This is a genomic window from Sphingobium wenxiniae, from assembly GCF_007830065.1.
Taxonomy (GTDB): Bacteria; Pseudomonadota; Alphaproteobacteria; order Sphingomonadales; family Sphingomonadaceae; genus Sphingobium; species Sphingobium wenxiniae.
Genome location: NZ_VLKK01000003.1, coordinates 15,622 through 33,464, shown reverse-complemented (window position 1 = coordinate 33,464; position 17,843 = coordinate 15,622). Strand labels below are relative to the sequence as shown.

The 17,843-nt window shown below is 66.4% G+C and carries 17 protein-coding genes; 15 read left to right on the top strand and 2 right to left on the bottom strand.

All coding sequences use genetic code 11. From position 1 onward, the window contains the following. Positions 1 to 16: 16 nt before the first annotated feature. The 13 genes from IQ35_RS04485 to IQ35_RS04425 are packed head-to-tail and all read left to right on the top strand — an operon-like array spanning position 17 to position 13,963. Positions 17 to 835: a polysaccharide biosynthesis/export family protein gene (locus IQ35_RS04485; protein WP_145072098.1), complete on the top strand. Its 819-nt coding sequence runs from the start codon at positions 17 to 19 to the stop codon at positions 833 to 835. Continuing rightward, entirely contained in the window at positions 832 to 2,274 is a 1,443-nt protein-coding gene (locus tag IQ35_RS04480) for an AAA family ATPase (protein WP_184204942.1), read from the top strand. The genes IQ35_RS04485 and IQ35_RS04480 overlap by 4 nt, the downstream gene beginning before the upstream one ends. Beyond that, positions 2,271 to 3,626: a GumC family protein gene (locus IQ35_RS04475; RefSeq protein ID WP_145072097.1), complete on the top strand. Its 1,356-nt coding sequence runs from the start codon at positions 2,271 to 2,273 to the stop codon at positions 3,624 to 3,626. Before IQ35_RS04480 ends, IQ35_RS04475 begins: the two co-directional genes overlap by 4 nt. Continuing rightward, positions 3,623 to 4,531 (top strand): P-loop NTPase family protein, encoded by a 909-nt coding sequence (locus tag IQ35_RS04470; RefSeq protein WP_145072096.1) that lies wholly within the window; start codon positions 3,623 to 3,625, stop codon positions 4,529 to 4,531. Before IQ35_RS04475 ends, IQ35_RS04470 begins: the two co-directional genes overlap by 4 nt. Beyond that, complete coding sequence (locus IQ35_RS04465) at positions 4,528 to 5,346, top strand: WecB/TagA/CpsF family glycosyltransferase (protein WP_145072095.1); 819 nt, start codon at positions 4,528 to 4,530, stop codon at positions 5,344 to 5,346. The genes IQ35_RS04470 and IQ35_RS04465 overlap by 4 nt, the downstream gene beginning before the upstream one ends. Then, a complete protein-coding gene (locus IQ35_RS04460; RefSeq protein ID WP_145072094.1) occupies positions 5,339 to 6,631 on the top strand; it encodes a polysaccharide biosynthesis protein in 1,293 nt (430 codons plus the stop codon). The genes IQ35_RS04465 and IQ35_RS04460 overlap by 8 nt, the downstream gene beginning before the upstream one ends. Before the next feature lie 4 nt (positions 6,632 to 6,635). Further along, positions 6,636 to 8,009 carry an O-antigen ligase family protein gene (locus IQ35_RS04455; protein WP_145072093.1) on the top strand — a complete coding sequence of 458 codons (1,374 nt, stop codon included), beginning with the start codon at positions 6,636 to 6,638 and terminating at the stop codon, positions 8,007 to 8,009. Next, complete coding sequence (locus tag IQ35_RS04450) at positions 8,002 to 8,931, top strand: glycosyltransferase family 2 protein (protein WP_145072092.1); 930 nt, start codon at positions 8,002 to 8,004, stop codon at positions 8,929 to 8,931. Before IQ35_RS04455 ends, IQ35_RS04450 begins: the two co-directional genes overlap by 8 nt. Then, positions 8,928 to 9,866, top strand: coding sequence for a glycosyltransferase family 2 protein (locus IQ35_RS04445; RefSeq protein WP_145072091.1), 939 nt, complete (start codon positions 8,928 to 8,930; stop codon positions 9,864 to 9,866). The genes IQ35_RS04450 and IQ35_RS04445 overlap by 4 nt, the downstream gene beginning before the upstream one ends. Beyond that, positions 9,866 to 10,831: a glycosyltransferase family 2 protein gene (locus tag IQ35_RS04440; RefSeq protein WP_145072090.1), complete on the top strand. Its 966-nt coding sequence runs from the start codon at positions 9,866 to 9,868 to the stop codon at positions 10,829 to 10,831. Before IQ35_RS04445 ends, IQ35_RS04440 begins: the two co-directional genes overlap by 1 nt. After that, the gene (locus IQ35_RS04435) at positions 10,828 to 11,952 is read left to right on the top strand and encodes an endo-1,4-beta-xylanase (protein ID WP_145072089.1); all 1,125 of its coding nucleotides are present in this window, start codon (positions 10,828 to 10,830) and stop codon (positions 11,950 to 11,952) included. Before IQ35_RS04440 ends, IQ35_RS04435 begins: the two co-directional genes overlap by 4 nt. Further along, positions 11,949 to 13,037 (top strand): acyltransferase family protein, encoded by a 1,089-nt coding sequence (locus tag IQ35_RS04430; protein WP_145072088.1) that lies wholly within the window; start codon positions 11,949 to 11,951, stop codon positions 13,035 to 13,037. Before IQ35_RS04435 ends, IQ35_RS04430 begins: the two co-directional genes overlap by 4 nt. Next, positions 13,034 to 13,963, top strand: a complete 930-nt coding sequence (locus tag IQ35_RS04425; RefSeq protein WP_145072087.1) for a glycosyltransferase family 2 protein — start codon at positions 13,034 to 13,036, stop codon at positions 13,961 to 13,963. Before IQ35_RS04430 ends, IQ35_RS04425 begins: the two co-directional genes overlap by 4 nt. A 3-nt stretch (positions 13,964 to 13,966) precedes the next feature. Here the strand turns inward: IQ35_RS04425 and IQ35_RS04420 are convergent, their stop codons facing one another. Next, complete coding sequence (locus IQ35_RS04420) at positions 13,967 to 15,310, bottom strand: UDP-glucose dehydrogenase family protein (RefSeq protein ID WP_145072086.1); 1,344 nt, start codon at positions 15,308 to 15,310, stop codon at positions 13,967 to 13,969. A gap of 273 nt (positions 15,311 to 15,583) precedes the next feature. Then, on the bottom strand, positions 15,584 to 16,345 hold the full coding sequence (locus IQ35_RS04415; protein ID WP_031292131.1) for a competence/damage-inducible protein A: 762 nt from the start codon (positions 16,343 to 16,345) through the stop codon (positions 15,584 to 15,586). A 105-nt stretch (positions 16,346 to 16,450) separates the two neighbouring features. Between IQ35_RS04415 and map the strand changes: the two genes are divergently transcribed. Beyond that, the gene (gene map, locus IQ35_RS04410; RefSeq protein WP_021246773.1) at positions 16,451 to 17,278 is read left to right on the top strand and encodes a type I methionyl aminopeptidase; all 828 of its coding nucleotides are present in this window, start codon (positions 16,451 to 16,453) and stop codon (positions 17,276 to 17,278) included. 221 nt (positions 17,279 to 17,499) lie between these two features. Next, on the top strand, positions 17,500 to 17,838 hold the full coding sequence (locus IQ35_RS04405) for a P-II family nitrogen regulator (protein WP_031292133.1): 339 nt from the start codon (positions 17,500 to 17,502) through the stop codon (positions 17,836 to 17,838). The last annotated feature ends 5 nt before the right edge of the window (positions 17,839 to 17,843 follow it).

The following is a 17,843-nucleotide window of genomic DNA, read 5'->3' as shown; positions in this document are numbered from 1 at the left end:
TATGGGAGCGATAGCTGTGAAAACAGGAACACTCCTCCGGTCTCTTACCATCCTGCTGACGGCGGCGGCACCCGCCGTGGCGACGGCCCAGACCGGACCGGCCGCGCCTGCCCAGGCGGTGGCCCCTTCCCCCTCGCCCGCCAATGCCGGATACCGGCTGGGCGCGGACGATGAGGTGAAGATCTCGATCTTCGGCCAGCCCGACCTGTCGACCACCAGCCGGATCAAGGCGGACGGATCGTTGACGCTCGCCCTGATCGGCCCGGTCGCGGCGCAGGGCAAGACGACATCGGAACTGGGACAGGCCATAGCATCGGCCTATGCCAGCGGCGGTTTCCTCACCAATCCGTCGGTAAGCGTGGAGGTCAGCCAATATGTGAGCCGCTTCGTCACTGTGCTGGGCAATGTGCCGCAGGCGGGTAACTATCCGCTCGACCGCAATTATTCGGTCGCGTCCATGCTGGCGAAGGCGGGCGGTTCGACCACATCGGGGGCGAACGCGGTCATCCTGACCCCGGCGGACGGCAGCGGGCCGGTCCGCATATCGCTGGCCGACATGAGCGCGGGCGCGGGCCGCACGCTGCAACCGGGCGATATCCTGTTCGTGCCGCCGGCCGAGAAGGTCTATGTCTATGGCCAGGTGCAGCAGCCGGGCGCCTTCTCCTACGCGCCGGGCCAGACATTCCGGCAGGCGCTGGCGCTGGCCGGAGGGCCGACGCTGGCCGGTTCGACCAAGCGCATCAAGGTCAAGCGCGACGGCAAGGAGGTCGAGGCCAATCTCGACGACCCGGTGAAACCCGAAGACGTCCTCATCATCAGGGAGAAGCTGTTTTGACGGCGATCGACCATGATTTCACGCAGCCGCAGCGTTCCCAGGGCGGGGCGCTGGACTGGTTGAAAGCCTTGCCGCGCAAGCTGGCCGGGGTGGACAAAGGCGGTCAGCGGGTCATCCCCGCGTCCCCGCCAATCTCCGCCGCCCCCTTGCTGCTGGAGGAACTGGCTCCGCCCGGCTTCGGCCGGTCTTCCGGGAACGGGCCGGAGGCGGACGGGCCGCGCCCGCTTTCCATGGGCGCGATGGCGCAACCCATCAAGCCGATCAGCCTGCGACGGGATTCCATCTATGCCGCCTTCAACACGGCCATGCCGGTGACGGACCGCCACGGCCTGACCGGGCGCAATGCGGAGCTGGAAAAGCTGGTCGAAGCCATCGTCGTCCAGCGCAAGCACGCCGTCATCTTCGGCACGCGGGGATCGGGCAAGACCTCGCTCGCGCGCGTATTCGGCGATCTGGCGGACGAAGCGGGCTGCGTCGCGCTTTACGGGTCGGCGAATGGGGAAACGGATTTCGAGGCGCTGTTCCGATCCTTCCTGCCCGAATTGCCGATGAGCGCGGCGGGCAAGGAAAAGGCGAAGGCGCTGCTGTCCGGCCCGTTCGACGTGCCGCGCCTCGCCAGCGTGCTGGTGGAGGATGTGCGGCAACGCTCCATCCTCATCATCGACGAATATGACCGGGTGCATTCCGAAACCGCGCGGCAGGATGTGGCCGCGCTGATGAAGCTGCTGACCGACCTTCATTCGCCGGTGCAACTGGTGCTGGTCGGCATTGCGGGCGACATTGACGGCCTGATCGCGGCGCACCCTTCGCTGCGGCGGCATATCGCGCCGCAGCGGGTCAGCCCCATTCCCACCCCCGACCTGGCCCGGCTGCTGCTGAGCTGTTCGGAGCGGGCGAGCCTGACCATGGACCTTGAGGCGCTGGACATGCTGGCGAACGCGGCGATGGGGTCGCCCTATCATGCGCGGTTGTTCGGGATGCAGGCGGCGTTGATCCCCGAAGCGGCGGGGCGCACCCGCATCACCCCCGCCGATGTGGAAGCGGGCCTGGCCGTCGCGCTGGAGGACTGGGCGGAAATGAGCGCGGTGGCGCACGCCCATCTGGCTCGCGCACTGCGCGACGCGCCGCATAACCGCCGCATGATCGCGCTGGCGGGCGTGGTGGCTTCGCAAATCTATGCGATCTCGCAGGAGCGGCTGGTGGAGGCCGGGGCGGAACTGTTCGGGGCTTCCGACCGGCTGCATGGCGAAGCGGCCGATGCGCTGGCGCGGCTGGCCCCGGCGCTGGTGCCGACATCGGCCGGGGAATTGTGGATGTTCGAAGACACGCTGGCGCCGCAATTCCTGCTGCTGATGGCGAAGCGGCCCGGGAACGGCGCGGCCGCACCCAGCCGCACCGAAGAGATGCGCGCCATGCTGAAAGGAGTGGATGGGCTATGATCCTCAATCCGATCGATCTGCTGAGCGCGCTCAGGGCGCGCTGGCGTTCGGCCGCTCTGGTGGGCGGCATATTATTCCTGATGATCGCCATCGCGGCGTTCCTTCAGCCGCGCCAATATATGGGCACGTCATCGCTGATGCTCGACCTGTCGCAGACCGATCCGACCGAGGACGGCAATAATCAGGTGCGGGTCGACACCGAAAGCATCGTGGGCACGCAGACCGACATCATCCGCAGCGCGAAGGTCGTCAATGCCGTCGCGAAGGAAGCCGGCTTCGTCGATGCGCTGCCCGCCGAGTTGCCTGCCGCCCAGCGGATACAGGCTGCGGCGGCGCGGGTGCGCGCGGGCCTCATCATCACCACGGGGCGGCAGAGCAATGTGATGCAGCTCCAGTTCCTCGACCCCGATCCCGAAGTCGCGGCGAAGGTCGCGAACCTTGCCGCGAAAATCTACATGCGCGAGCAGGTGGAATTGCGGGCGTCCCCCGCGCGCGGATCGGCGAAATGGTTCAACGAACAGACCGCCGATGTGCGACGCCGCTATGAACTGGCGCAAAAGCGGCTGTCCGATTTCCAGCGCGCGCACGACATCATCGGCATCAACCGCATGGACCTTGAGGCCGAGAAGCTCAAGAACATGTCCTATCAGTTGACGCAGGCGCAGGCGGAAGCCGCCGCCGCGCGGTCCAAGACGGGCGCGGGGTCGGTGTCCGACATCGAAGGGTCGCTGATCGTCCAGAACCTTCAGGAACAGGTCGCGACGCAGGCCGGGCAGGTGTCCGAACTCGCCAAGACGCTTGGCCCCAATCACCCCGGCATGGTGGCCGCGAATGCGCGGCTGCGGGAATTGCAGTCCAAGCTGGCGTCGGCGCGCGGCAGCCAGTCGGCGGCGGTCAACGCCAACAGCGTGGCGGCCGGGCGGCGCGAAGGGACGCTGCGCTCCAGCATGTCCGAGCAGGAGGATCGCATGATCCGCATGTCCGACGTGCAGGATCAACTGATGGTGCTCCAGCGTGACGTGGACGCGGCGCGGCAGACCTATGACACGGTGCGCCAGCGGTTCAACGAGGCGGAGCTGAAGAGCCAGATCTCACAGCCCAACGCCAGCCTGCTGGACGAAGCGACCGTGCCGCTGCTGCCGGCCAAGCCCAATATCCTGCTGTGGCTGGTGGGCGGCATCGCACTGGGGCTGGTCGGCGGGGTCGCCTTCGTGATCCTGGGCGAGATCGTGACGCCGCGCGTGCGTTCCGCTTCGGGCGTGGCGCGGGCGACGGACGTCGATGTCATCACCGAACTGCGCCCCGTTCCGGCGCGGACGCACTGGTTCCACAAGCAGCAGGAGGCGGCATGAGACTGCGTTCCACGGCAAATGTTCATCCGGGCCTGACGACGCCCAGCGCTTCGGCCGCCCTCAAGCCGCGCGCCCGCGACGCGCAGGACCCGGCGCGGCTGGCGGTGCAGCACGGCCTGCTGACCGATGCGGAAGCCGCGAGGGTGGACGCCCATGCCCGGGCGTCGGACCTGAGCTTTGCGGAAGCGGCGGTCGACCTCAAGCTGTTCGACGCGGACATGGCGGGACTGCTAGGCGCGATGGGCGGCGGATTTCCGCTGCTGCTGACGGGGGACGAGCGGATCGACCCGCTGGTCGTCACGGCGTTCGACCCGGCCGATCCCTATGCGGCGAAGGTGCGGGCGATCCGCGCCAAGATGCGCGCCACGGCGGGCAGCAGCGACGCGGGCGCGCCGCGCATGGCGATCCTGTCGATCGACACGGGCGATGAAGCGGCGATCCTGGCGGCCAATCTGGCGGTCGTGATGGCGCAGATGGACGGCCCGACCATGGCGGTCGATGTGGACATGGCCCACCCCTCGCTCGACCGGCTGTTCCGCATCGCCAACAAGGCGGGGCTGGCGGAGCAGCTGATGGGCAGCGCCACGCTGCTGCCCGCCGCGCAAACGGCGATCGAAAGGCTGTGGCTGATGACGGCGGGCCGGCCTTCGGGCAGCGCGGCGGGCCTGCTGACGCGCGGGCCGCTGGCCGAAACGGCGGACGGTTGGGGTTTGGGCGAGATGGGGATGCTGTTCTACCTTGCCGAGCGGCGGGGCGATCAGACGCCCTTCGGTTCGATCCTCGCGGGCTTCGACGCGGTGACGCTGGCGGTACGGCGGGGCGACACGGCCATTGCCGACATGCGGCGCATCATCGACGATCTGGACCGCCACAAGGTGCCCATCGCCGGGACCGTGATTGCATGAGCGCGCAGCAGGCCCTCCCCCGCCCGCAACCCGCGCGGCCCGGAAGCAGCGAGCATGGCGGCGGCGCACCCATCGCCCGCGTGGGCGGCGTGCCGGTGTCGACGCTGTCGCTCCAGGCGCTGATCCGCAAGATGCTGGAGGACGCGCCGCTCCGCCGGTCGCTGAACGAACGCGCCGCGCTGATATTCGACTGCAACGGGCAGGGACTGTCCATGAACGCAAGCGATCCGGCCTTTCGCGCCGATCTGGCGCAGGCGGACCTGATCCATGCGGACGGGCAGATCATCGTCGCGGCGTCCCGCTGGCTGGGCGGGCCGGTCATCGCAAACCGTTCCAGCACGACCGACATGTTCATGGACAGCCTGAAGGACGCGGCGGCGGCAGGCGTCAGCTATTATCTGCTGGGCGGCGAAGAGACGGTGAACGCCCAATGCGCGCGCCGGATCGTCGAGATCGCGCCGGGGCTGAACGTCGCAGGCCGCCGGAATGGCTTTTGGACGCGTGACGAAGAGGATGCGGTGATCGACGCGATCAACGCCGCCGCGCCCGATGTGCTGTGGGTCGGCACCGGCAAACCACGCGAGCAGGCATTTTGCGTGCGTAACCGCGACCGGATCAAAGCCGGGTGGATCGTCACCTGCGGCGGGCTGTTCAATTATGTGACGGGCGATTATCCGCGCGCGCCGATGTGGATGCAGGAGGCGGGGCTGGAATGGCTGCACCGCATGGCGACACGGCCACGGCAGCTTGCATGGCGCTACCTCACCACCAATCCCCATGCGCTCTGGCTGATCTGGAAGCATCGCCATGGCTGAAGCGCAGGCGGCGGAAAGCCCCCCGGCGGCAGGCCGTATCCAGAAGATCGGCGGCATTTTCGGGCGCTTCGGCCTTGCCAGCCTCTCGTCGGCCGTAGTGTCGGTCAGCCATTTGCTGGTCCAGCTTTTCTCGATCCATCATCTGGGCGCCAGCGGCATCGGCGTGCTGGCGTTCCTGCTGGTCATCATCCAGTTCGGATACAGCCTGTCCAACGCGCTGGTGTCCACGCCCTATACCATCGCCGTCAATCAGGAGGAGGAAGTCGCGGCAGGCGCGCATGACTTCTTCTTTCCGGTCAACCTGCTGCTGTGCCTGAGCCAGGGGCTGACCTGCGCGGTCATCGCCTGGATCATGGCGTCCCCCGCCGCCGCATTGGTGTTCGGGATTGCGGGCACGCTGTCGCTGGTGCGCTGGTTCGGGCGGTCCAACGCCTATGCCCATCATGCGCCGATGCGGGCGGCGCGGTCGGATTTCGCCTATGCCGCGACGATCCTGATCGGCCTGCTGGTCGCGTCGCGCACGGGCGCCGACCTGGCCGGGATCGGCGCGATCATCCTGCTCGCCGGGCTGGTGGGGATGCTGTGTTTCGGCACGGCCTATCTGCGCCGCCATGTCGCGATGAAGCCTGCGCGCGCGCTGCGCCAATATCGCACGGTCTGGAAGGAACAATCCGCATGGACGCTGGTGGGCGTTCTGTCGACGGAAGCCACGTCCAACGCGCATAGCTATGCGGTGACGTTGCTGGCGGGACCGGCGGCCTTCGCCCCGATTGCCGTGGGGATGCTGTTCTTCCGCCCGGTCAATGTATGCATCACCGCCCTTACCCAATTGGAGCGCCCCCGCATGACCCGCGCCATCGCCAGAGGCGACGGCCGGGCGGCGATCCAGTCGGAACGCATCTTCATGGGCGCGCTGGTGATGCTATGGCTGGCGACCTGCGTGCTGGCGGCGATCGTGCTCTATGGCTTTCCGGGGCTGATCCTGAAGCCGACGCTGGACCATAGCCTTGTCGTCACCGCCGTGATGCTGTGCGCGCTGCTGTCGCTGGTCCAGTGCCTCCAGACGCCGATGAGCGTGCTGACGCAGGCGCGCAAGGCGTTCCGTCCGCTCGCCGCGCAGAGCATGAGAAGCTGCGTCGTCGGCCTTGTCGCCGTGACCGCGCTGACGCTGACGGTCGCGCCGGTCCTGTCCATCGCGGGCGTGGTGCTGTCCCAGCTCGTCATGATGCTTGGCATTGGGCGGCTGGACCATCACTGGCGGCGCCAGCAAAGGGCGGAGGGCTAAAGCCATGGCATCGCTTGCATGGCAGCGCAGCGCCCCGCTGGAGGTCAAGGCGTCCCAACCGCGGGAATCCCAGCGCCTGATCCTCACCGCGCAGATTTTCTACTTCGTTTTCCTGATGATGGTCTTTATCGGCCAGCGCCCCTTCGCGGAGCGCACGCAGGAGGAACTGGTGGAGCTGGCGGCGAACAATGACGGCGGCGACCTGTTCAAGCAGGCGCTGTTCATCGGTTTCGCCCTGCTGCTGACGGGCGTGCAGATCATCCGCAAGCATCCGCCGCGATACAAGTTCAGCTATTGGCCGGTGGTCATCATGCTGGCCTGGTTCTGCGTCACATGCACATGGGGCGTCGACCCGTTCGTGTCGTTCAAGCGCGTGATGCAGCAGATCATCGTGATCTACATCACCTTCTGCACCCTTTCCATGATCGGGCCGGAGCGGTTGATGCAATCCTTGCGGTCGGCGCTGATCCTGTCGCTCATCATCTGCTGGATGTCGCTGCCGATCATCCCGGCGGCGGTGCATCCGCCCAGCGAGAACGACCGGGCGCTGGTCGGCGCGTGGCGCGGTTTCTTCTTTCACAAGAATATCGCGGGCGCGGTGATGGCGCTGTGCTTCATGGTGACGGTCAATGCGTGGATCGACACGAAGAAGTGGATTTATGCGCTGTGGTCCCTGATGGCCTTCGTCTTTGTGGTGGGGACCAAGAGCAAGACGTCGCTGGCCCTGTCCTTCGCCATTCTGATGGTCTGCGCCATTTATCGCGCGCTGAGCGATTCCACGCAGAAGCGGGCGGTCCTGCTGCTGATGCTGGCGCTCGGAATGGTGGGAGTGCTGTGGCTCTACGTCGCCTATCAGCCGGTGGTGGAGCGGATCTTCGCCGATCCCACATCCTTCACCGGGCGGGTTTCGATCTGGCATGTGCCGCTCGCCTATCTGGAGGATCATCCGTTCCTGGGCGCGGGTTTCGGGGGCTTCTGGCAGGTGGGCGATCTTTCGCCATCGCGCGATTACATCAATCAGGTGTTCCAGCTCCGCACGGCCCATTCGCATAACGGCTATCTGGAAATATGGGTGACGACGGGACCGCTGGGCCTCGTCATGCTGCTCCTGTCCTTCGTCGCCCTGCCCGCCTGGTGGTTCCTGACCGGCACGACGCGGGAGAACCAGAAGCTGATGGTGCCCGCCTTCGCGATCTGGGTGTTCGTGCTGTATCAGAACCTGCTGGAAACATCCTTTTTCGACAAGGACCGGCAGGTCTGGGTGATCTTCCTTGCAGCAATCGCGACCGCCCACGCGACCTACAAGGCGCGGCCCCGGCGCGTGTGGAACCGCCGTTTCCTCCAATCCCCCCAACCGCAGGAGCCTGCCCATGGCTAAGGTCATCATATGCATCGCCACCTGCAACCGGCCACAGGGCCTGATGCGGACGCTGGAGTCCATCGCGGCGCTCGACACGCGGCATGAGGTGGAGGTCGTGGTCGGAGACAATGATACCGAGCGGCAGGAAGGGCTGGTCGCGCTCGACCGCATCGCGAAGGCCGGCTATCGCTGGCCGATCATGGGGATGCCCGTCAGGCAGCGGGGCATCCCGCATGTCCGCAACGCGCTCACCGAAGCGGCTTTGGCGCGCGAGGGCGTCACCCATGTCGCGATGCTGGACGATGACGAGGCGGCCTCCTCCCGCTGGATCGACGCGCTGGTCGAGGCGGCGGAGAAGTGGCGGGCCGATGTCGTGGGCGGCGCGGTGCTGCGCGAGATGGACAGGGAGGTCGATGGCTGGGCGGCGCGCCACCCCCTGCTCCAGCCCAAGAGCCGGGGCGCGTCGGGGCCGGTCGACCTGATCGACAGCACGGCCAATGTGCTGATCGCCGCGCGGGCGCTTCGGGCCATGGGGCCACGACCGTTCGATGAGCGGATGGCCCTGACCGGCGGGTCGGACAAGCAGCTTTTCACCGCGATGAAGCGCGCGGGCCACCGCTTCGCCTGGTCGGAGGAGGCGGTCGTCACGGAGCTGATCCCGGCGAGCCGCGTCACCGCCAAATGGCTGCTGATGCGCGGCTATCGCGTGGGCATGACCGACATGATCGTGCTGCGGACACAGCGCGGCCCGCTGCGCGCCGTCGCCAGCGAAGCGCCGCGCATCGTCGGGGGCTTCATCGTCGGCGGGCTGGGCGCGGTCGCGACGCTGGACCGTGGCAAGCGGGTCGAGCGGCTGGGCAAGCTTTATCGCGCCGCCGGCAAGATCGCGGGCCTGACGGGCATCCATTATGAGGAATATCGGAAAGTGCACGGCGCATGACCACGCCCTTTTTCTCTGTTGTCATTCCCCTCTACAATCGCGCCGCGCAGGTGGGCGAGACGATCCGTTCGGTGCTGTCGCAGGACTGGACGGATTATGAGATCGTCGTGGTCGACGACGGATCGCGCGACGATCCCCAGCCGGTGATCGAAGCGATAGGCGATCCCCGCATCCGCTACATCCGGCAGGACAATGCGGGCGGCGGCGCGGCGCGCAATGCCGGGATCATGGCGGCGGAAGGACGGTATATCGCCTTCCTCGATTCCGACGACCTGTTCCTGCCGGGCAAGCTTTCCACCATGGCCAAGGCCCTGGACGGGGACGATGGCCTCACCGTGCTGTATTCGCGGATGAAGGTGGACCGGGGCGTCGACCGCTACTGGATCAGGCCCGACCGGGGCATCCGCGAGGATGAGGATGTGGGCGAATATCTGTTCTGCGCCAACCAGTTCATGCAGACATCGACCATGGTGGTGTCCACCCCGCTGGCGCAGGACGTGCTGTTCGACCCGGCGCTCAAGAAAGGGCAGGACCTGGATTTCTGCGTGCGGTTGCAGGGCGCGGGCGCGCGGTTCCGCATGATCGAGCAGCCGCTCACCATCTGGCTCGACGCGACGGAGGCCGGGCGGACATCCTATGTGAAGGGCTATGAAACGTCGCTCGACTGGCTGGAGCGGTGCGGCCATATGCTGACCGGGCGGGCACGGCGCGGCTATCGCGCGACGGTGCTGGCCTATCACATGGCCCCGATCCGCCCCGTCATGGCGATCCGCGACCTGATCGTAGGCTTCGTCGCGGGCGGGGTGCCGCCGAAGATCATCGCGCGGCAGATATTGCGGTCCTACCTTCCCAAGCCGCTGTACCGGTCGCTCGTCAACGGCTTCGTCCTGCGCTTCGGCAAGGCCGAGCCGCTTCGCCATGGCGCCAAGTCGTGATGAGTACATGGCATTCCCCCGCGGCATTGAAGGAGGCTGCCGCACGTCCGATCTTTTCGGTCGTGATCCCGACCTATCAGCGGGCCGATGCGATTATCGGCGCGGTCATGTCGGCGCTGGAACAGACCGTCATGATGATCGAGGTCATCGTCGTGGTGGACGGATCGACCGACGACACGCAGGCGGCGCTGGCCGCCGTGAGCGATCCGCGCCTGCGCGTCATCGTGCAGGACAATCAGGGCGCGGCGGCGGCGCGCAACCGGGGGATAGACGAGGCACGCGGCCGCTATATCGCCTTTCTCGACTGCGACGACCGCTTTCTGCCCTATCATCTGGCCGATCTGCTGCCGCTGGTGCAGCAGGACGACAATGTCGTGGCCTATGGTCAGGTGCTGGCCGACCGGGGCGGCGGGCGCAATTTCCTGAAGCCGCCGCGCGCCATCGCCGATGGCGAGACGATCGACGGCTATCTGATGTGCGATCGGGGCTTCATCCAGACGAGCAGCATGGCGCTGAGCCGCCCACTCGCCGAAAAGGTGCGCTATCGCGAGGATGTGCGCTTTGGCGACGATACCGATTTCGCGGTGCGGCTGTCGCTGGCGGGCGCGCGTTTCGTGATGACGGAGCGGCCCGGCACGATCTGGGCCGACAGCAAGACCGACCAGCGCCTGTCCCATGTGCGCGGCAATGTGGGCAGCCTGACATGGCTGCGCGACCTGCGGCCCCATATCTCGCCCCGCGCCTTTGCCGCCTATATGGGCTGGCACGCCGCGAAAAGCATATGGCCGACCAGCCGGGCGCGGGCGATGCGCTATTATCTGGAAGCGGTGTGCCGGGGCGCTTTCGGCCCGCGCCTCGCCGCCACGGTATTCATGCAGATCGTGCTGCCCGATCCGGTCTATCGCAGGTTGACGGACCGCTGGATCGACCTGTCCCACATGGTCGTGGGAAGGCCCAAGATATGAGACGGCGGGATTTCGTCATGGGCGCGCTGGCGCTGGGGGCCTTGCCTTCCGCCCCCGCGCGCGCGGCGATCCCGCCCTCCCCCGGCCTTGCCGCGCTGGCGCGTCGGACGGGGCGCTATTTCGGCTGCGCGGTCAAATCCCGGCAATTGCGCGAAGACCCCGACTTCACCGCCGCCGTCGCCCGCGAATGCGACATCGTGGTGCAGGAATATGAGCTGAAGCGCGGCACGACCGAGCGCAAGCAGGGCCGCTATGATTTCAGCGGCACGGATGCGATCATGGCCTTTGCCCGCAAGCATGACATTGCCGGGCGCGGGCATCCGCTGGTCTGGTATGCGGCCAATCCCGACTGGCTGGAACCTGCGCTGCACGCGGCGAAACCGGGGCAGCGCGAAAAGCTGATGACGGACTATATCCGCACCGCGATGCGCCGCTATGCCGGTTGGATCACCGAATGGGACGTGGTGAATGAAGCGATAGAGCCCAATGACGGCCGACCGGACGGGATGCGGGCGGACAGCATGTGGCTTCGCACCATGGGCGAAGGCTATATCGACACGGCATTCCACACGGCGCGGGAGGTTGATCCCAAGGCGTCGCTGTTCCTGACCGATTTCGGGTTGGAGCACGATTCGCCCCGCTGCGAACGGCGGCGCACGGCTTTCCTCAAACTGCTCGACCGGCTGATGGCGCGGGGCGTGCCGGTGGACGCGGTGGGCATACAGGGGCACCTCAAACCCTATAAGGAAGGGTTCAGCCAGAAGGTCTTTGCCGATTTCCTCGACAAGATCACCGGCTATGGCCTCGACATATCCGTCACCGAGTTCGACCTGGCCGACCGGGGCGGGCCGCCCGATCCCGACAAGCGCGACCGGGAGCTGGCGGCGGTTGCCAAGGCTTTCCTCGACGTGGCGCTGGACAATCCGGCGACGCGGGGCGTGGTATGCTGGGGGCTTTCGGACCGCTATTCCTGGCTCTCCAACTATCCCGACTATAAGTGGCCGGACGGACAATTGTCGCGCGGCCTGCCTCTGGACGCGGCGGGCAAGCGCAAGCCGTTGTGGAGCGCCATCGCCGACGCCTTCAACACCGCGCCGCCCATGCGGGAGCGCGGGGCGTGAGGGTCGCCTCCCTCACCGGGCTGCGCGGAATCGCGGCGGTGGCGGTGCTGCTCTATCATGTTCCGCAGCAGGCGGCTTTCGCGGGCTTTGCGATGCCGCTTTTTGCGCGCGCCTATCTGGCGGTGGACCTGTTCTTCATCCTGTCGGGCTTCGTCATATCGGTCGGCTATTATGAGAAGGTAGGGCGGCATTGGAGCCTGCCCGCTTATGGCGACTTCCTCGTCAACCGGGCGGCGCGGGTGTGGCCGCTGCATCTGGTGGTGACTGTGGTGTGCATCGCCCGCATCCTGATCAACATATCGGGTAGCCAGAGCATTCCCCTTACTCCCGTCAATATCCTCAGCAACCTGCTGATGGTGCAAAGCTGGGGTTGGGGGACGGAGCCGATTGCCGGGAATAGCTGGTCGGTGAGCACGGAGGTTGCGGCCTATCTGCTCTATCCGCTGATCGCGGCGGTGGCCTTTTCGCGATGGGTGTGGGTGCAGGGGCTGGCGGTGGTGGCGCTGCTGTGGCTGGTGTCGCGCTCCGGCCTGGGGGCGAGCGGTCCCATGGACGTGCTGGCGTCGGACAGCGTGTTGACGCTGCTGCGCTGCCTTGGCGGCTTTGCTCTGGGGGTGATCGCCTATCGCTGCGCGCGGATGCGCTGGGCGCGGGCGGCGTTCGACAGGCCGGGAGCGTTTGCGCTGGTCTGCGCGGCGATTGCCGTGGCGTTGTCGCTGCCGGGGAAGCAAGACCTGCTGGTGGTCTGCCTGATGCCCGCGTTGGTGCTGTGCTGCTATTATGACGGGGCGGCGGCGCGGGCGCTGCTGGCCAATCGGTTGAGTTTTCACCTCGGCCTTATCAGCTATTCCATTTATTTGTGGCATCCGCTCGTGCGCGACATCGGGGCGCGGGCGTTGACGGTGGCCCAGCGGCATGGCGTGACGGGCGTGGACGCGCTGTTCCTGATCGGCACCGTCGCGGCGACATGGCTGCTTTGCTGGGCGAGCTATCATCTGATCGAGGTGCGCGGGCATCGGGCGATCAAATGGCTCTATGACGGCCGTCGCGCCCGCGCCAAGGCCATCGGAGCCGCCGCCTGGTGAACCCAAGCGCGCCGATCTGGATCGCCGTCCCCACCTTTCGCCGCCCGGACCGGCTTCGCCACCTGCTTGAGCGCATGGGCGATGTGGTGCGGCGGGGCGATGTGGTGGCGGTGGTCGCGGAGAATGACGCGCGCGAGCAAGAGGGCGCGGCGGTGGCGCGGGCGCTGGAGGCGGCGGGCTATCCCCTGCCCCTGCATGTCCTGATCGTGGAGCAGCCGGGACTTTGCGCGGTGCGGAACGCCATCACGGGAACGGCGATGGCCGATCCGGCGATGCGGCTGCTGGCGATGATCGACGATGACGAATGGCCGCAACCCGGCTGGCTCGACGCGCTGATCGCCTGTCAGGCGGAAACGGGCGCGGAGGCCGTGGGCGGGCCGGTCGATCCGCATTTCAGCGCGCCGCCGCCCCGCTGGGTGAGCGAGACGCTGGTTTTCCGGCCGGAGGAGCGTCCCAAGGGAGTCACGGACATGCTGTGGGCGAGCAACAACCTGCTTCTTACGCGCAGGGCGCTGGAGCGGGTCGCGCCGCCCTGGTTCGACATGCGCTTCAACCGCAGCGGGGGGGAGGATCTGGATTTTCTGATGCGGTTGCGCGCGGCGGGCGGGACGTTCGGCTGGGCGCCGCATGCGCGGGTCAGCGAATGGGTGCCGCCCGAGCGCACGCGCCTGTCATGGGTATTGCGGCGCATGTGGCGCATCGGCTGCACGGAAACGCTGGCAAGGCGCAAGCAAAGGCCGGGGCTGGCAGGCGGGCTTGCGCTGCTTGCGCGGTCGCTCGCGTTGCTGGGCCTTCGGACGGCCGGGCTGGCGGGGATGCTGATGCCCGGCGCGCGGCGGGTCGATATAGCGGGCCAATGGGTGAAGTGCTGGGGCCGCCTGCACGCCTTGGCGGGCGGCTCCCAGACACTTTATGGCGCGGACTGAGCCTTATTCCGCCGCTTCCACCAGCGGCTCGGCGAGCGGTGGCGCGCCCCGGCCCACGCTGGCATAGACGAAGCCTGCCGCTTCCGCATCGTCCGGGCGATAGATGTTCCGCAGGTCGATAAGGCCATCGCCCGCCATCACGCCGCGCAGCCGCTTGAGATCGAGCGCGCGCAGGGCGTCCCATTCGGTCACGAGGACCACGGCGGCGGCGCCTTCCGCCGCGATATAGGGATTGGCCGCGAACTCGACATCCTTCATCATGGCGCTAGCCGCTTCCATGCCTTCGGGATCGTAGGCGCGGATCTGCGCGCCCGCGTCCTGCAATGCCTGAATGATCGAAAGCGAGGGCGCATCGCGCATGTCGTCGGTATTGGGCTTGAAGGTCAGGCCCAGCACCGCGACCGTCTTGCCCCGCACGGAGCCGTTGCAGATCGCGATCACCTTGCGCGCCATCGCCCGCTTGCGGCTTTCGTTGATGGCGACGGTGGTTTCGATGAGGCGGACGGGCGCGCCCGCATCCTCCGCCGTCTTGACCAGCGCCAGCGTGTCCTTGGGGAAGCAGGAGCCGCCATAGCCCGGCCCGGCGTGGAGAAACTTGCCCCCGATCCGGTTGTCGAGGCCGATGCCGCGCGCCACCTGCTGCACGTCCGCGCCCACCTGCTCGCACAGTTCGGCAATCTCGTTGATGTAGGTGATCTTCATCGCCAGGAAGGCGTTGGCGGCATATTTGATCAGCTCGCTGGTGCGGCGGCCGGTGAAGAGCATCGGCGACTGGTTGAGGTAGAGCGGGCGATAGACCTCCTCCATCACCGGGCGGGCGCGTTCGTCCTCTATCCCGACGACGATGCGGTCGGGGCGCTTGAAGTCCTGAATGGCCGCGCCTTCGCGCAGAAATTCGGGGTTGGAGGCGACGGCGAACTCAGCCTGCGGATTCGTTTCGCGGATGATGCGCTCCACCTCGTCGCCCGTGCCGACCGGGACGGTGGACTTGGTGACGATGACGGTGAAGCCGTTCAGGGACGCCGCGATCTCCCGCGATGCGTCATAGACATAGGTGAGGTCGGCATGGCCGTCGCCTCGGCGCGCGGGCGTACCGACGGCGATGAAGACGACATCGGCCTGCGCGACCGAACCCGTCAGATCGGTGGTGAAGGTCAGGCGGCCCGCATCGACATTGCGCGCGATCAGTTCCTTGAGTCCCGGCTCATAGATCGGGACGCCGCCCTCGCGCAGCATCGCGATCTTGCGCTCATCCTTGTCCACGCAGATGATTTCGTGGCCGAAATCCGCCAGACATGCCCCCGACACCAAACCCACATAGCCAGACCCGGTCATCACGATCCGCATGGCAGTTCCTCCTTCACCAGAATATTGTCCGCGCATTCCCGCACCGTCGATGCGTTTCCACAAGGCGCAAGAAGCCGCCCCCGAAATCATCGAGATTCACTCTCCGCATTTCAGACGGTCAGTGACCGGCCTCGACGGGATGCAGTCAAGCCCAGCCGTTGATGCGACGCAACATAACGCGAGCCGCAGCCCACGCGCAACGCAGCCCGCCGCTGCCGCGCCACATATCGACGCGCCGGGGCGGCATTTTACCGCGCAGCCGGATTTTATGGATCAGATTCCGCCTGCTATGACAGGCCAGCCGCCTGCTTCCAGCGCAAGGCCAAGGTCCGCGATGCAGCGGTCCAGCACGGCCTGATCGGTCGATCGGACCACGAAATTCGCGCCCGTGCGCCCGTCGCGAAAGAAAGGATAGCTGCCGATCTGGCATCCTTCATGGCCGCGCTCAGCTTCGGCCAGCAGGTCCGCGATCTCGCTTTCCGCGACCCAGCAGCCCACCGTGGCGGACAGCAGCGGCAAGCCGCCCTCCAGCTTGCCGGTCAGGCTCTCGAGCATTCCGGCGGTGATGTGCGGCACACCCGCCATGATGAAGATATTGCCGTGCCGGATGCCCGGTGCGCCCGACATGCGATTTTCAATGAGACAGGCCCCGACCGGAACCCGCGCCATCCGCAACCGCGCATCGGTGAGACCGCCGCGAGTCTCATAATAGCCTTCCAGCATCGTCCGCGCCTGCGCGTTGATCTCCACCTCCACGCCCAGTGCGCCCGCGATGGCGTCCACGGTGATATCGTCATGGGTCGGCCCAATGCCGCCGGTCGTGAACAGATAGTCGTTGCGCGCCCTCAGCGTGTTCACCGCCTCGGCAATGGCCGCCGCGTCGTCCGCCACGACCCGCACTTCGGTAAGGCGGATGCCCTGCACGTTCAGCCAGGTGGCGATCTGCGCGACATTCCTGTCCTGCGTGCGGCCAGAGAGGATTTCGTCGCCGATGACGACCAGGGCTGCGGTCCAGATGCGTTGGGGATCGGCCATGACCAAGCCCATAGCCTGCGCCGCGCGCGCTGCATAGAGCCCAGTATTCCACCGGTAGCTCCCGCCCCCCTCGCATTATCGCGCGCGGCGGCCTATAATGCGGGCATGACCGATTATATGACGATGACGGCGGACGCGCCGATCTCCCGCTCCGCCGCGATCAAGCTATATGACGCGGCGGGTTTCGAAGGCATGAGAAAGGCCGGACGGCTGGCGGCCGAGATTCTCGATGCGCTGGCGCCGCATGTCGTGCCCGGCGTCACGACCGGAGAGCTGGACGACATCGTCCGCCGCATGACGCTGGACGGCGGCGGCGTGCCCGCGACACTCGGTTATCGCGGCTATACGCATAGCTGCTGCATATCGCTCAACAATGTGATCTGCCACGGCATCCCCGGCGATCAAAAGCTGCGCGAGGGCGACATCCTCAATATCGACGTGACGCCGCTGGTCGACGGCTGGCATGGCGACAGCAGCCGCATGTATATTGCCGGGGAAGCGCCCATCAAGGCGCGGCGGCTGGTCGAAGTGACCTATGAATGCCTGATGCTGGGCATCGAGCAGGCGAAACCCGGCAATCACCTGGGCGATATCGGCCATGCGATCCAGCGTCACGCGGAAAAGCACCGCTATGGCGTGGTGCGCGATTTCTGCGGCCATGGCCTTGGCCGCGTGTTCCACGACAGCCCGGAAGTCGTGCATATCGGCCGCCCCGGCACTGGCCCGGAACTCAAGCCCGGCATGTTCTTCACCATCGAGCCGATGATCAACATCGGCAAGCCCGGCGTCAGGATGCTCGACGACGGCTGGACCGCCGTCACGCGCGACCGCACCCTTTCCGCCCAATTCGAGCATAGCATCGGCATCACCGAAACCGGCTGCGAAATCTTCACGAAAAGCCCCGCGGGTCTGGACGCGCCGCCCTATGCCTAAAATTTAAGCATTGCTGCGGAAATTTGCCCGGAATCCGGGCAATATGGACAAAGATTGCTGCATCACCGAAAGCGTATTCCGGTGATTCGCCATTTGGCACGGGAATTGATTACCGAGAGGGGCGGCGCTTGCCTGAAGGGGGGGCATGATGATCGTCACTTGGAGTTTGGGCGCAGGGCTTTTCCCTTCGCTGAATGCATCTGCTGTGGGATTTTTTTAAGATGAAAAAGATCGAAGCGATCATCAAGCCGTTCAAGCTGGACGAGGTGAAGGAAGCGCTGCACGAAGTGGGCGTGTCCGGCATCACCGTGACGGAGGCGAAGGGCTTCGGCCGCCAGAAGGGTCACACCGAACTCTATCGCGGCGCTGAATATGTCGTCGACTTTCTGCCCAAGGTGAAGCTGGAAGTCGTGGTGGACGACACATTGGCCGACCGGGTGGTGGAAGCGATCTCTTCCGCCGCGCAGACCGGCCGCATCGGCGACGGCAAGATCTTCGTCTCCTCGATCGAGGGCGCGGTCCGCATCCGCACCGGCGAACGCGACAGCGACGCGATCTGATTTGT

What these genes read in the sequence shown, in the direction of transcription:
- IQ35_RS04420 (WP_145072086.1), bottom strand. Translation starts at nt 15,310, where the DNA reads ATGCGGATCGTGATGACCGGGTCTGGCTATGTGGGTTTGGTGTCGGGG.
- IQ35_RS04470 (WP_145072096.1), top strand. Translation starts at nt 3,623, where the DNA reads ATGAGACTGCGTTCCACGGCAAATGTTCATCCGGGCCTGACGACGCCC.
- IQ35_RS04435 (WP_145072089.1), top strand. Translation starts at nt 10,828, where the DNA reads ATGAGACGGCGGGATTTCGTCATGGGCGCGCTGGCGCTGGGGGCCTTG.
- IQ35_RS04415 (WP_031292131.1), bottom strand. Translation starts at nt 16,345, where the DNA reads ATGGCCGATCCCCAACGCATCTGGACCGCAGCCCTGGTCGTCATCGGC.
- IQ35_RS04445 (WP_145072091.1), top strand. Translation starts at nt 8,928, where the DNA reads ATGACCACGCCCTTTTTCTCTGTTGTCATTCCCCTCTACAATCGCGCC.
- IQ35_RS04440 (WP_145072090.1), top strand. Translation starts at nt 9,866, where the DNA reads ATGAGTACATGGCATTCCCCCGCGGCATTGAAGGAGGCTGCCGCACGT.
- IQ35_RS04455 (WP_145072093.1), top strand. Translation starts at nt 6,636, where the DNA reads ATGGCATCGCTTGCATGGCAGCGCAGCGCCCCGCTGGAGGTCAAGGCG.
- IQ35_RS04465 (WP_145072095.1), top strand. Translation starts at nt 4,528, where the DNA reads ATGAGCGCGCAGCAGGCCCTCCCCCGCCCGCAACCCGCGCGGCCCGGA.
- IQ35_RS04475 (WP_145072097.1), top strand. Translation starts at nt 2,271, where the DNA reads ATGATCCTCAATCCGATCGATCTGCTGAGCGCGCTCAGGGCGCGCTGG.
- IQ35_RS04460 (WP_145072094.1), top strand. Translation starts at nt 5,339, where the DNA reads ATGGCTGAAGCGCAGGCGGCGGAAAGCCCCCCGGCGGCAGGCCGTATC.
- map (WP_021246773.1), top strand. Translation starts at nt 16,451, where the DNA reads ATGACCGATTATATGACGATGACGGCGGACGCGCCGATCTCCCGCTCC.
- IQ35_RS04450 (WP_145072092.1), top strand. Translation starts at nt 8,002, where the DNA reads ATGGCTAAGGTCATCATATGCATCGCCACCTGCAACCGGCCACAGGGC.
- IQ35_RS04405 (WP_031292133.1), top strand. Translation starts at nt 17,500, where the DNA reads ATGAAAAAGATCGAAGCGATCATCAAGCCGTTCAAGCTGGACGAGGTG.